The organism is Kocuria sp. SM24M-10 (assembly GCF_001027955.1).
Lineage (GTDB): Bacteria > Actinomycetota > Actinomycetes > Actinomycetales > Micrococcaceae > Kocuria > Kocuria oceani.
Map to the genome: position 1 here is coordinate 1 of NZ_LDNX01000133.1, position 13123 is coordinate 13123.

The 13123-nt window shown below is 70.9% G+C and carries 11 protein-coding genes; 8 read left to right on the forward strand and 3 right to left on the reverse strand.

What is annotated here, in order from left to right; genetic code table 11:
* Positions 1-56 precede the first annotated feature (56 nt).
* On the reverse strand, positions 57-1505 hold the full coding sequence (locus ABL57_RS16105; protein WP_047804500.1) for a sugar porter family MFS transporter: 1449 nt from the start codon (positions 1503-1505) through the stop codon (positions 57-59).
* A 238-nt stretch (positions 1506-1743) separates the two neighbouring features.
* Positions 1744-2487: a hypothetical protein gene (locus ABL57_RS16110; RefSeq protein ID WP_047804501.1), complete on the reverse strand. Its 744-nt coding sequence runs from the start codon at positions 2485-2487 to the stop codon at positions 1744-1746.
* 263 nt (positions 2488-2750) lie between these two features.
* Here ABL57_RS16110 and sucC point away from each other — a divergent pair, with 263 nt between their 5' ends.
* Both sucC and sucD read left to right on the forward strand, forming a co-directional pair.
* Complete coding sequence (gene sucC, locus ABL57_RS16115; RefSeq protein WP_047804502.1) at positions 2751-3920, forward strand: ADP-forming succinate--CoA ligase subunit beta; 1170 nt, start codon at positions 2751-2753, stop codon at positions 3918-3920.
* Positions 3921-3959: 39 nt separating this feature from the next.
* On the forward strand, positions 3960-4877 hold the full coding sequence (gene sucD, locus ABL57_RS16120) for a succinate--CoA ligase subunit alpha (protein WP_047804503.1): 918 nt from the start codon (positions 3960-3962) through the stop codon (positions 4875-4877).
* A gap of 93 nt (positions 4878-4970) precedes the next feature.
* On the opposite strand, the gene ABL57_RS16125 is transcribed toward sucD, so the two are convergent.
* The gene (locus ABL57_RS16125; protein ID WP_047804504.1) at positions 4971-5363 is read right to left on the reverse strand and encodes a tautomerase family protein; all 393 of its coding nucleotides are present in this window, start codon (positions 5361-5363) and stop codon (positions 4971-4973) included.
* Between the two features lie 440 nt (positions 5364-5803).
* On the opposite strand from ABL57_RS16125, the gene ABL57_RS16130 reads away from it, so the two are divergent.
* The 6 genes from ABL57_RS16130 to ABL57_RS16155 are packed head-to-tail and all read left to right on the forward strand — an operon-like array spanning position 5804 to position 13096.
* Positions 5804-6763 (forward strand): sugar phosphate isomerase/epimerase, encoded by a 960-nt coding sequence (locus ABL57_RS16130; protein ID WP_047804505.1) that lies wholly within the window; start codon positions 5804-5806, stop codon positions 6761-6763.
* 34 nt (positions 6764-6797) lie between these two features.
* Positions 6798-7688, forward strand: coding sequence for a sugar phosphate isomerase/epimerase (locus ABL57_RS16135; protein ID WP_047804506.1), 891 nt, complete (start codon positions 6798-6800; stop codon positions 7686-7688).
* Positions 7685-8671, forward strand: coding sequence for a 5-dehydro-2-deoxygluconokinase (gene iolC, locus ABL57_RS16140; protein ID WP_047804507.1), 987 nt, complete (start codon positions 7685-7687; stop codon positions 8669-8671). The genes ABL57_RS16135 and iolC overlap by 4 nt, the downstream gene beginning before the upstream one ends.
* The gene (locus ABL57_RS21990; RefSeq protein ID WP_047804508.1) at positions 8668-9606 is read left to right on the forward strand and encodes a hypothetical protein; all 939 of its coding nucleotides are present in this window, start codon (positions 8668-8670) and stop codon (positions 9604-9606) included. Before iolC ends, ABL57_RS21990 begins: the two co-directional genes overlap by 4 nt.
* Positions 9603-11558, forward strand: a complete 1956-nt coding sequence (iolD, locus tag ABL57_RS16150; RefSeq protein WP_047804509.1) for a 3D-(3,5/4)-trihydroxycyclohexane-1,2-dione acylhydrolase (decyclizing) — start codon at positions 9603-9605, stop codon at positions 11556-11558. Before ABL57_RS21990 ends, iolD begins: the two co-directional genes overlap by 4 nt.
* A gap of 11 nt (positions 11559-11569) precedes the next feature.
* On the forward strand, positions 11570-13096 hold the full coding sequence (locus ABL57_RS16155) for a CoA-acylating methylmalonate-semialdehyde dehydrogenase (RefSeq protein WP_047804510.1): 1527 nt from the start codon (positions 11570-11572) through the stop codon (positions 13094-13096).
* Positions 13097-13123 lie beyond the last annotated feature (27 nt).

Below are 13123 nucleotides of genomic sequence, written 5' to 3' on the forward strand. Positions count from 1 at the left end.
CTGTCCCTCTACTTCCCCTCCCTGGTCGCCACGAGGTCCTCGGGGCCGGGGGCCGCCTAGGAGTTCGGCGCCTTGACCGTGTAGATCGCGCCGGTCGTCACGTCCTCCTCCAGCGCCTCGAGCGTGCGCCCGCGGGTCTCCGGGACCTGGGTGTAGACGAAGAGCAGCGCCAGCGCGCCGACCCCGGCGAAGAGGAAGAACGTCCCCGTGATCCCCACCGCGGCGACCAGGGAGGGGAAGTAGAGGGACAGGACGCCGTTGGCGACCCACAGCATGAAGACGGACACGCCGATCCCCACGCCGCGCATGTGCAGCGGGAACACCTCGGAGAGGTAGACCCACACGGCGACGTTGAGGAAGGTCTGCATGGAGCCGACGAAGGCCACCACCAGGGCCAGGATCACGAAGGGCCGCAGCGGGTTGCCCTCCTCCAGCAGCATCGAGGAGGCGCCGATCAGCAGGTGGCAGACGGTGGTGAGCGTCAGGCCGATCATGAAGGTCTTGCGCCGGTCGAGCCGGTCCATGAGGTACAGGGCGATGAAGCCGCCGACCACGGCGATCACGCCGGGGGCGATGTTGGCGATCAGGGCCGCGTTGGCGCTGAAGCCCGACTCGATCAGCACGATCTGCCCGTAGTACATGATCGAGTTGATCCCGGTGAGCTGCTGGGCGATGCCCAGGCCGATGCCGACGAGCAGGATGCGGATCAGGTTCTTGTTGGACAGGATCGCGCCCAGGCCGATCTGGTTCTCGGCGCGCTCCTCCTCCGCCACGTGCTCGACCTCGCCGAGCTCGGCGATCGCCCGCTCCTCGGAGCGCACCGTCTTGAGCACCTCGAGGGCCTCACGGTGGCGGCCCTTCTCCACGAGCCACCGCGGGGACTCCGGCATCCGGAGCATCCCGATGAACAGGGCCACGGCCGGCAGCGCGGAGATCGCGAACATGACGCGCCACACGCTCGGGGACTCGCTGAAGACGTTGCCGATGATCGCGTTGATCACGAACGCCGAGAGCTGGCCGATCACGATGGCCACCTCGTTGCGGCCCGCGATCGAGCCGCGGATCTCGTAGGGGGCCAGTTCCGCGAGGAAGACGGGCACCACGGCGGAGGCCCCGCCCACGGCGAGCCCGAGGCAGATGCGCCCGGCGACCAGCACCTCGTAGCCGGGCGTGAACACCACGATCATCGTCCCGACGAAGAACAGGACGGAGAGCAGGAGGATGGTCCGCCGGCGCCCCCAGGCGTCGGAGATGCGACCTCCGGAGAGCGCGCCGACGGCGGCGGCGAAGACGAGCGAGCTGGTGACCACGCCCTCCGTGAACGGCGTCAGACCGAGCTCCTCCGACATGGGACGCAGCGCACCGTTGATCACGCCGGTGTCGTAGCCGAAGAGCAGACCGCCGAAGCAGGCCACGATGGAGATGAGGCCGAGGCGCTTGCGATGTGGTCCGGAGGTCAGCGGAGGCAGCGCAGCCGCTGTCTCGCGTGGTGACGATGTGGCCATCGAAGGTTCCTTTGTTCGTGCGCAACCGGTGCGCTCTGCACAGTGTGATGATCTCGCCGGGTCGGCGCGTCCCTCACGGAGTGACGCACGTCTCACTGGTTCGGATGTCCTTATGTTAGGACATATGGCGCGGCCAGGAAACCCCTCCAGGAAATTCCTGTGATCGGCGCAACATGTCGCGGTCGCCCCGGTGACGTCCTGAGCGCCGGGCGCGCCGGCGGTGCCGCGGCGGAGGTGTCTAGACGAACAGGAGCACCACGACCGCCGCGGGGCCCGTCCAGCGCAGCGACCGGCCGGTGAGGTTGTGCACCATCCCCAGCAGCGTGCAGCAGATCAGCGCCGTGGCCGCGGAGGTCCAACCGCCCAGGACCAGGCCGGGCAGGGCGAGCAGGACCCCCAGGACCAGCCCGCCCACCGGAGCCGCCTGGGTCCAGCGACCGGGGCGGCGCAGCTCCACCGCCCGCTGCACGCACGTCAGCACGAGGGCCAGCAGCAGGGACCGGCCCACGTGGTAGGCCGCGAAGCCGACCATGCCCAGCCAGGCGCCCCCGCCGTAGTCGGCGTAGAGGTCGAGGTAGAGCTGGACCGGCTGAAGCCGCCACTGGCCCACGAGGAAGACGGGCAGGATCACCCCGAGCAGGACCGCGAGCACGAACAGCACGAGTGCGGTGGTGGTCCGCCGGTGGTCGAGCGCGGGGGAGTAGGTGGGGGGCTGCGGGGTGACGGGGTCCGCCGCCCGGTGGCGCAGCCACGCCACGAGCCCGCGCTGGATCCCGAGCCAGGCCGCGCTCAGGCACAGCCAGGCGAAGACCTGCCAGCCCAGGGGATACACGTCGGGGATCTCCCCGGTGACCGTGAGCACCGTGCCGTCGACCACGGCCTCCAGGCCGAGGGCCACGAAGGCGAAGGTCGCGATGGAGGCGAGGAAGCCGGGGTCGGCGGGGGCGAACGCCCGGTTCTCGGGGGTGTCGACGGAGCTCATGGGGCCAGTCAATCAAGAAACGCCCGGGAACTCGTGCGCGGGCCCGGTTGTGGCCGCCGATTCAGCATGGACTACAGTCTCGTACAGGGAGTGCCCCGGCACGTCCCGCGCCCGGGAACGGCTCCGCGGAACGGTCCGGACGCATGCCTCAGGTCTCGGCCCGGGGATGCGCGGCGCTCCGTTCACCATCAGGTCGGAGGACGACCCGCCTACTGCCCGGGCCGTCGCCGATCCACGACTTCGACGAAGAAGGGCATTCACCCGTGGACCTGTTCGAATACCAGGCACGCGACCTGTTCGAGAAGCACGGCGTCCCCGTGCTCCAGGGCATCGTCGCGACCACCCCGGAAGAAGCAAAGGCCGCCGCCGAGAAGATCGGCGGCGTCACCGTCGTGAAGGCCCAGGTCAAGGTCGGAGGGCGCGGCAAGGCCGGTGGCGTGAAGGTCGCCAAGACCGCCGACGAGGCCTACGAGTACGCCCAGCAGATCCTCGGCATGGACATCAAGGGCCACACGGTCCACCGCGTGATGATCGCCCAGGGCGCCGACATCGCCGAGGAGTACTACTTCTCGATCCTGCTGGACCGCGCCAACCGCTCCTACCTGGCCATGTGCTCCGTCGAGGGCGGCGTGGAGATCGAGCAGCTCGCCGTGGAGCGGCCCGAGGCCCTCGCCCGCGTCGAGGTCGTCCCCACCGAGGGGATCACCGAGGCCAAGGCCCGCGAGATCGTGGCGCAGGCGAAGTTCGACGAGGAGACCGCCGCCGGGGTCGTGCCGGTCCTGGTCAAGCTGTGGGACGTCTTCAAGAAGGAGGACGCCACCCTGGTGGAGGTCAACCCGCTGGTCAAGACCGGCGACGGGAAGATCATCGCCCTCGACGGCAAGGTCACCCTCGACGAGAACGCCGAGTTCCGTCAGGCCGACCACGCCGAGCTCGTCGACAAGTCCAGCGCCGACCCCCTCGAGGAGAAGGCCAAGGAGCACGACCTGAACTACGTCAAGCTCGACGGCGAGGTCGGCATCATCGGCAACGGCGCGGGCCTGGTCATGTCCACCCTGGACGTCGTCGCCTACGCGGGGGAGAAGCACGGCAACGTCAAGCCGGCCAACTTCCTGGACATCGGCGGCGGCGCCTCGGCCGAGGTCATGGCCGCGGGCCTGGACGTCATCCTCAACGACCCGCAGGTCAAGTCCGTGTTCGTCAACGTCTTCGGCGGGATCACCGCCTGCGACGCCGTGGCCAACGGCATCGTGAAGGCCCTGGAGATCCTCGGTGACGAGGAGGACAAGCCGCTCGTGGTCCGCCTGGACGGCAACAACGTCGAGGAGGGCCGGCGCATCCTCGCCGCCGCCAACCACCCGCTGGTGACCCTCGCCGAGACGATGGACGAGGGCGCGGACAAGGCCGCAGAGCTCGCCCACGCCGCCAACTGATCCGCCGACCGGACGAACACTTCTAAGGAACGAACAGCAATGTCTATCTTTTTGAACAAGGACTCCAAGGTCATCGTTCAGGGCATCACCGGCGGCGAGGGCACCAAGCACACCGGCCGGATGCTCGCCGCGGGGACCCAGGTCATGGGCGGGGTCAACGCCCGCAAGGCCGGCACCACCGTGGCCCACCGGGACCAGGACGGCAACGACGTCGAGCTGCCGGTCTTCGGCACCGTCGCCGAGGCCGTCGAGAAGACCGGCGCGGACGTGTCGATCGTCTTCGTGCCGCCGGCCTTCACCAAGGACGCCGTGATCGAGGCCATCGACGCCGAGGTCCCGCTCGTCGTGGTCATCACCGAGGGCATCCCGGTGCAGGACTCCGCGGAGTTCTGGGCCTACGCGAAGTCGAAGACCGACGCGGACGGCCGGCAGACCACCCGGATCATCGGCCCGAACTGCCCCGGCATCATCACCCCCGGCGAGTCGCTGGTGGGGATCACCCCGGCGAACATCACCGGCAAGGGCAAGATCGGCCTGGTCTCCAAGTCCGGGACCCTGACCTACCAGATGATGTACGAGCTGCGGGACATCGGGTTCACCACCGCCATCGGCATCGGCGGCGACCCGGTCATCGGGACCACCCACATCGACGCCCTCGAGGCGTTCGAGGCGGATCCCGAGACCGAGGCCATCGTGATGATCGGCGAGATCGGAGGCGACGCCGAGGAGCGTGCCGCGGACTTCATCAAGGCCAACGTCACGAAGCCGGTCGTCGGCTACGTCGCGGGCTTCACGGCCCCCGAGGGCAAGACCATGGGGCACGCCGGCGCGATCGTCTCGGGCTCCTCGGGCACCGCCCAGGCCAAGAAGGAGGCGCTCGAGGCCGCCGGCGTGAAGGTCGGCAAGACGCCGTCCGAGACCGCCCAGCTGATGCGGGAGATCTTCGAGGGCAAGTGACCCGGCGGGCCCCGGCCCGTCGACCGGCACACGGGAAGGCCCCGTCCACGGTGTTTCGTGGACGGGGCCTTCCCGTGTGCCGGCTCGTGCGGCTCAGAGCTCTCCGGTGAGGAACTGGGCGACGCCCCGGCCGAAGGACCAGTCCTCGCGGGTGTTCTCGGTGACGGAGACGATCAGGTCCTGCGGGTCCAGGCCGGTCCGCTGCTCGAGCCGGTCGGCCAGGGCCCGGTACATGGCCTGCTTCTGGGCCTCGCTGCGGCCCTGCTGGACGACCTGGACCACGACGAGGTCGTCGGTGCGGCTCAGGCCCAGGCCCGTGTCCTCGGCGATGATCTGTCCGGGCCGGTGCTCGGTGATGATCTGGTAGCGGTCCCGGGGCGGGGCGGCGAAGGTGTCGAGCATGACGCCCTGGACGACGTCCGCCAGGGCGCGGAGCTGCTCGGGGGTACGGCGGTTCTCGGTGACGTCGATGCGCACGAGGGGCACGGCGGGGCCTTTCGGTCGAATGGTGCGGAAGGGGTCACGGGCAGGGCGGTCCAGGCCGGGCCTGGGCCGGGCGGAGCGGCGGTCGGGTCGTGGCGCCGCTCGGGGCGGTGTCGGCCCGGTCCCGGGACGCCGTGGATCCGGCTCCGTGCGGTCGGAGCTCCTCCACGATCACCCGTGCCGCCCACTATGTCAAGACATATTTACATAAACGCCAGCGGGTGGTGCCGGCCGGCGTCCGTCCCGCTCCGGGTGCGCCACTGCGGGGCTCGGAGGTGCTGGTGGCCTCCCGTGCACGGCGGGCACGGGCCGCATAAGACGGTATGTCTTTACAAACTGACCTGGGTCGGTATTCTGGTTGTGATCCCGACCACTGATCGCCCCGTCGCCCGGACGACGGACCGTGGCGGTGACCAGGTACCAGAACCAGGAAGCAGGTCATCATGGCGCAGCAGAACGCGACCACCGCGACCGCCGGCGCGGCGGCACAGCAGCAGAACCCCGTGCTCATCGGCACGGCCCCGGACTCGTGGGGCGTGTGGTTCCCCGACGACCCGCAGCAGACCCCCTGGGAGCGGTTCCTCGACGAGGTGGCCGAGGCGGGGTACTCCTGGATCGAGCTGGGGCCCTACGGCTACCTGCCCACCGATCCCGCCCGGCTCGCCGACGAGCTCGCCCAGCGGAACCTCAAGGTCTCGGCGGGCACCGTCTTCACCGCCTTCCACCGCGGGGCAGACCAGTGGCAGGAGGCCTGGGAGCCCGCCCGGAAGGTCGCCGAGCTGACGGCCGCCATGGGCGGCGAGCACATCGTGGTCATCCCCGCCATGTGGCGCGACGACGTGACGGGCGACGCGCTCGAGAACGAGCACCTGAGCACGGAGCAGTGGAACGCCCTGTGCGCGGGCCACGACCGGCTCGGGAAGGTGCTGCGCGAGGACTTCGGCCTCCAGCAGCAGTTCCACTCCCACGCGGACTCCCACGTCTGCGGCCAGCCCGACATCGAGACGTTCCTGCAGCGCACCGATCCCGAGCTCGTGACCCTGTGCCTGGACACCGGCCACGCCGAGTACGGCGGGGCGTCCTCGGTGGACCTGATCCGCAAGTACCCCGAGCGGATCGGCTACCTGCACCTGAAGCAGATCGACCCCGTGGTCCTCGAGCGCGTGCGCCGGGAGAACATGACCTGGGCCGCCGCCAACCTCGCCGGCGTCATGGTGGAGCCCCCCGCCGGCCTGCCGGACCTCGCCGCGGTGATCGCGGAGGTCGAGAAGCTCGACCGGCCGATCTTCGGCATCGTCGAGCAGGACATGTACCCCGTCTCCTCCTTCGACGTCCCGCTGCCCATCGCCACCCGCACCCGCTCCTACCTGCTGGGCTGCGGCTCCCGCACGAGCGTCCGCTGACCCGCCCCGGAACCACAGACCTGGAGAACCGTCCATGAAGATCGCTCTCGACCCCACCCCGTTCCACCACTCCCACTCCCTGCTCGAGTTCCCCGCGCTCGCGGCCGAGCTCGGCTACGAGTACCTGCAGCTGACCCCGCACGCGGACTTCCTGCCCTTCTTCAACCACCCCAAGGCCGACGACCAGCTCGTGGCGGACCTGCGCCGGGCCTGCCGCGACGCCGGCGTGCAGATCGCCTCGGTGCTGCCGGTGCTGCGCTGGTCCTCCCCGGACCCGGACGCCCGGGAGGCCGCGGTGCGCTACTGGAAGCGCGCCATCCGGATGACCGTGGACCTCGGCGTGACCCAGATGAACACCGAGTTCCAGGGCCGGCCCGAGCTGGCCGAGGAGTCCGAGCGGGCGTTCTACCGCTCCGTGGAGGAGCTGCTCCCGCTGATCGAGCGGGAGGGCATGCACATCGCGATCGACCCGCACCCCGACGACTTCGTCGAGCAGGGTCTCGCCGCGTGGCGCGTCATCCGCGGCGTGAACTCCCCGCACCTCGGCTTCGCCTACGTGGCCCCGCACACCTTCCACATGGAGGACGCCCCGCTCGAGATCATGGCCGCCGTAGGGGACCGGCTGCGCGTGGTGCACGTCGCCGACACCATGGACCACCACCGCTCGCACGGGCTGCGCTACATCACCAACCCGCCGGGCGCCCCGGCCCGGGTGCACCAGCACCTGAAGATCGGGGACGGCGACGTCGACTGGGACGAGTTCTTCGGCGGGCTCGCGGCCAACGGCTTCCTCGACCGCGAGGACACCGTGATGGTCTCCTCGGTCTTCGCCGAGAACGAGAACGCCGTGGAGGTCTCCCGGTACCAGCTGGAACAGATGCGCAAGCGCGCCGCCGCGGCGCAGAAGGTGGAGGTGAAGGCGTGAGCTACGACGTCGTGACCCTGGGACGCATCAGCGTCGACATCTACCCCGACGACGTCGGGGTAGGCCTCGAGGACGTGACCACGTTCCGCAAGTACCTCGGCGGCTCCCCGTCCAACGTGGCCGTGGCCGCGGCCCGCCACGGCGAGTCCGCCGCGGTGATCACCCGCACCGGCGACGACCCGTTCGGCACCTACCTGCACCGCGAACTCGTCCGCTACGGCGTGGACGACCGGTTCGTCACAGCCGTGCCGGGGCTGCAGACCCCCGCCACGTTCTGCGCGATCCGCCCGCCGGAGGACTTCCCGCTGTACTTCTACGGCCGGTTCCCCACGGCCCCGGACCTGCAGATCCGCCCCGAGGAGATCGACGCCGAGGCCGTGCGCGAGGCGCGCATCCTGTGGTCCACGGTCACCGGTCTGTGCCAGGAGCCGTCCCGCTCCGCCCACCTCGCCGCGCACGAGGCCCGCCCCCGGGAGCAGCTGCGCGCGGACCAGCACACGATCCTGGACCTCGACTACCGCCCGATGTTCTGGAGCTCCGAGGAGGAGGCCCGGGCCCAGGTGCACGAGCTGCTGCAGCACGTGAGCATCGCCATCGGCAACGACAAGGAGTGCGCGGTGGCCGTCGGGGAGGGGACCCCCGACGAGCAGGCCGACCGGCTGCTCGCGGCCGGCGTGCGCATCGCCGTGGTCAAGCTCGGCCCGGAGGGCGTGATGGCCAAGACCCGCGACGAGCGCGTGGTCTCCGCGCCCGTCCCGGTCGAGACCGTCAACGGCCTCGGCGCCGGGGACTCCTTCGGCGGCGCCTTCTGCCACGGCATCAACCAGGGCTGGCCGCTCGAGCAGGTGCTCGACTACGCCAACGCCTCCGGTGCCATCGTCGCGTCGAGGATCTCCTGCTCGGACGCCATGCCCACCCCCGACGAGGTATTCCAGCTGCTGCGCGAGCGCGGCCGCGCCGTTCCCGAAGGAGCCACCCGATGACGACCACGTCCCCCGCCGAGCTCGACACGGCCGATCCGCGCCGCTACGAGCACCTGTCCCGGATCCGGCTAGAGGACCCCCGGGCCGTCCAGCGCGCCGCCGACTCCCGGCGCCGCCACCCCGGCCCCATGCACGGGCGGCAGAACTTCGTGGTCGCCGCCGACCACGCCGCCCGCGGCGCCCTCAGGGTGCGCGGGGAGCACGACGCCATGGCCGACCGGCGCAGCCTGCTCGACCGGCTGCAGATCGCCCTGGCCAACCCCCAGGTGGACGGCGTCCTCGCCTCCCCGGACGTGCTCGACGACCTGCTGCTGCTCGGGGCGCTCGACGGCAAGCTGGTCTTCGGCTCCATGAACCGCGGAGGCCTGCCCGGTCTGGTCAACGAGATCGACGACCGCTTCACCGGGCACACCGCGGAGGCGCTGGACAAGATCGGCGCCGACGGCGGAAAGATGCTCACCCGCATCTGCTTCGAGGACCCGCACACCACCTCGGTGCTGGAGAACACCGCCCGGGCGGTGGACTCCCTCGCGGCGCTGGGGCTGATCGCCATGGTCGAGCCGTTCATCTCCCGGGCCACCGGCACCGGGATCGTCAACGACCTCTCCGCCGACGCCGTGATCCAGTCCGTGGCCATCGCCCAGGGACTCGGCGGCACGTCGTCGCACACGTGGATGAAGCTGCCCGTGGTGGAAGAGATGGAGCGGGTCATGGCGGCCACCACGCTGCCCACCGTCCTGCTGGGCGGGGACCCGAGCGGCCGGCCGGACGAGGTCTTCGCGACCTGGGAGGCCGCGCTGGCGCTGCCCGGCGTCCAGGGCCTCACCGTCGGGCGCACCCTGCTGTACCCGGAGGACGGCGACGTCGCCGGGGCCGTCGCCACCGCAGCCTCCCTGCTGAAGGGCCACCCCGTCGAGGAAGGAGCCGCCCGATGAGCACCCGCACCCTCTCCGTGTCCCAGGCGCTCGTCGCGTTCCTGGCCAACCAGTGGACCGTGGACCGGATCGGCGCCGAGGAGCACCGGCAGCGCACGATCCCGGGCATGTTCGGCATCTTCGGGCACGGCAACGTGGCCGGCGTGGGCCAGGCGCTCAAGCAGTTCCAGGCCGAGGACCCCACTGTCATGCCCTACTACCAGGGCCGCAACGAGCAGGCCCAGGTGCACCAGGCCGTCGGCTACGCCCGGCACACCCGCCGCCGGGCCACCTTCGCGGTGTCCACCTCGATCGGCCCCGGGGCCACGAACATGGTGACGGGCGCCGCGCTGGCCACCACCAACCGGCTGCCGGCGCTGCTGTTCCCCTCGGACCAGTTCGCCACCCGCACCCCGGACCCGGTGCTGCAGCAGCTGGAGCGCCCCGACGCGGGCGACATCACGGTCAACGACGTGTTCCGCCCGGTCTCCCGCTTCTTCGACCGCGTGGTGCGGCCCGAGCAGCTCTTCTCGGCGCTGCTGTCCGGCATGCGCGTGCTCACGGACCCGGCCGAGACCGGGGCGGTGACGATCGCGCTGCCGCAGGACGTGCAGGCGGAGGCTCTCGAGGTGCCCGAGGAGTTCCTCGCCCCGCGCGAGTGGCGGATCCGCCGCCCCGCCCCGGAGGAGGAGGACGTCCGCGCGGCCGTCGCGGCGATCCGCGCCGCCGAGCGGCCGGTCGTCATCGCCGGCGGCGGCGTGCACTACGCCTTCGCCACCGAGGCGCTGCGGGAGTTCGCCGAGGCCACCGGCATCCCCGTCGCCTACACCCAGGCCGGCGTGGGGGTCATGGACTGGGACCACCCGCTGTGCCTGGGCGCCGTGGGCTCGACCGGCTCCACCGCCTCCAACGCGGTGGTCGCCGAGGCCGACCTCGTGATCGGCATCGGTACCCGCTACGAGGACTTCACCACGGCCTCCCGCACCGCCTTCCAGCACCCGGACGTGCGCTTCGTCAACGTCAACGTCGCGGCGTTCGACGCCTACAAGCAGGGCAGCTCCGTCCCGATCGTCGCCGACGCCCGCAAGACCCTCGTCGAGCTGACCAAGGCGCTCGGCGGGTACCGGGTCGGCGGGGACCTGGCGGCGACCGTCGAGGCCGAGAAGCAGCGCTGGGACACCACCGTGGACGCCGCCTTCGGCGAGCGGCACCTGCCGCTGCCCAGCCAGAACGAGATCATCGGGGCCGTCAACGAGGCCATGGACGACCGCGACGTCGTCGTGTGCGCCGCCGGCTCGCTGCCCGGGGACCTGCACAAGATGTGGCGGGTCAAGGACCCGTACGGCTACCACGTGGAGTACGCGTTCTCGTGCATGGGCTACGAGATCGCCGGCGGACTCGGCGTGAAGCGGGCCGCGGTCGCCGAGGCCGAGCAGGCCGGCGCCCCGGAGGACGCCCGCGACGTCGTCGTCATGGTCGGCGACGGCTCGTACCTGATGATGCACACCGAGCTCGTCACGGCCGTGGCCGAGGGACTCAAGCTCGTGGTCGTGCTGATCCAGAACCACGGCTACGCCTCGATCGGCGCGCTGTCCGAGCAGCTGGGGTCCCAGCGCTTCGGCACGAAGTACCGCTACCTCGACGGGGAGCGGCACAGCTTCGACGACGGCTCCACGCTGCCGATCGACCTCGCCACCAATGCGGAGTCCCTCGGTGTGCGCGTGCTGCGCGTCGAGTCCGGCGAGGGTGTCATCGACCGGCTGAAGGAAGCCGTGGCGCAGGCGAAGGCCGTGCCCGAGGGCTCCGGCCCCGTGCTCGTGCACGTGGAGTCGGACCCGCTGATCGACGCGCCCAGCTCCGAGTCCTGGTGGGACGTGCCCGTCACGGGCACCGCCACCCTGGACTCCACGAACGAGGCCTACGAGGTCTACCAGCAGCACAAGGCCCGGCAGCGTCCGCTGCTCGGGAACTGAAGGAGGAACCCATGACGCAGCAGACCCAGCAGCAGATCAAGCACGTCGAGCACTTCATCAACGGTGAGCGCACCGCCGGCACCGGGGACCGCACCCAGGAGATCTACAACCCCGCCACCGGTGAGGTGTCCGGCATCCTGCACCTGACCACGGACGAGGACCTCCAGGCCACGGTGGCCGCGGCCCGGAAGGCCGCCGACACGTGGGGCGACGTGTCCCTGGCCAAGCGCACCGCGGTGCTGTTCAAGTTCCGCGAGCTGGTGGCGGCCCACACCGACGAGCTGGCCGCGCTGATCACCGCCGAGCACGGCAAGGTCCTCTCCGACGCCAAGGGCGAGGTGGGCCGCGGCCTCGAGGTCGTCGAGTTCGCCTGCGGGATCGCCGAGCAGCTCAAGGGGGAGTTCTCCGACCAGTTCTCCACCGGCATCGACGTCTACTCCTTCCGCCAGCCCCTGGGCGTGGTCGCCGGCATCACCCCGTTCAACTTCCCCGTCATGGTGCCGCTGTGGATGGCCCCGGTGGCCATCGCCACGGGCAACGCGTTCATCCTCAAGCCCTCCGAGCGGGACCCGTCCCCGTCCCTGCTGATCGCCGAGCTGTGGCAGCGGGCCGGGCTGCCGGACGGCGTCTTCCAGGTGCTGCACGGCGGCAAGGAGGCCGTGGACGGGCTGCTGACCCACCCCGACGTCGACGGCATCTCCTTCGTCGGCTCCACCCCGATCGCGAAGTACGTGCACGAGACCGCCACCAAGCACGGCAAGCGGGTGCAGGCCCTGGGCGGGGCGAAGAACCACGCCATCGTCCTGCCCGACGCCGACATGGACTCCGCGGCCGACAACCTCACGGCGGCGGCCTTCGGCTCCGCCGGTGAGCGCTGCATGGCCGTCTCGGTCGCGGTGGCCGTGGGCGAGGCCGCGGACCTGCTCGTGGACAAGCTCGCCGCCCGCGCCAAGGACATCACCGTGGGCAACGGCATGGACGCCTCCTCCGACATGGGCCCGGTCATCACCCCGGCCTCCCGCGACCGCGTGGTCCGGATCGTCACCGCCGCCGAGGAGGCCGGCGCGGCCGTGGTCGTGGACGGGCGCGAGCTCATCGTGCAGGACCACGAGAACGGCTTCTTCGTCGGCCCGACCGTCCTCGACAGGGTCCGCCAGGACATGGAGGCCTACGAGGAGGAGATCTTCGGCCCCGTGCTGGTCGTCCTGCGCGTGGACAGCCTCGAGGAGGGCATCGAGATCATCAACGCCAACCCCTACGGCAACGGCACCGCGATCTTCACCTCCTCCGGGGCCTACGCCCGCCAGTTCAAGCGACGGGTGACCGTGGGCATGATCGGGGTCAACGTCCCGATCCCGGTGCCCGTGGCCTGGCACTCCTTCGGCGGCTGGAAGGCCTCCCTGTTCGGCGACCACCACATCTACGGTCCCGACGGCGTGCGCTTCTACACCCGCGGCAAGGCCGTCACCGAGCGCTGGCCCGAGCCGCACCACGCCTCCGGGGCGTCCTTCGCGTTCCCGTCCTCCGGGGACCACTGACCCGCACCCCGCCCCCGCGCCCCCGCC

Bases quoted from the DNA above. Each gene is read 5' to 3' on its own strand.
- ABL57_RS16105 (WP_047804500.1), bottom strand. From the start codon at position 1,505: ATGGCCACATCGTCACCACGCGAGACAGCGGCTGCGCTGCCTCCGCTG.
- ABL57_RS16110 (WP_047804501.1), bottom strand. From the start codon at position 2,487: ATGAGCTCCGTCGACACCCCCGAGAACCGGGCGTTCGCCCCCGCCGAC.
- sucD (WP_047804503.1), top strand. From the start codon at position 3,960: ATGTCTATCTTTTTGAACAAGGACTCCAAGGTCATCGTTCAGGGCATC.
- ABL57_RS16130 (WP_047804505.1), top strand. From the start codon at position 5,804: ATGGCGCAGCAGAACGCGACCACCGCGACCGCCGGCGCGGCGGCACAG.
- ABL57_RS16135 (WP_047804506.1), top strand. From the start codon at position 6,798: ATGAAGATCGCTCTCGACCCCACCCCGTTCCACCACTCCCACTCCCTG.
- ABL57_RS21990 (WP_047804508.1), top strand. From the start codon at position 8,668: ATGACGACCACGTCCCCCGCCGAGCTCGACACGGCCGATCCGCGCCGC.
- iolD (WP_047804509.1), top strand. From the start codon at position 9,603: ATGAGCACCCGCACCCTCTCCGTGTCCCAGGCGCTCGTCGCGTTCCTG.
- ABL57_RS16155 (WP_047804510.1), top strand. From the start codon at position 11,570: ATGACGCAGCAGACCCAGCAGCAGATCAAGCACGTCGAGCACTTCATC.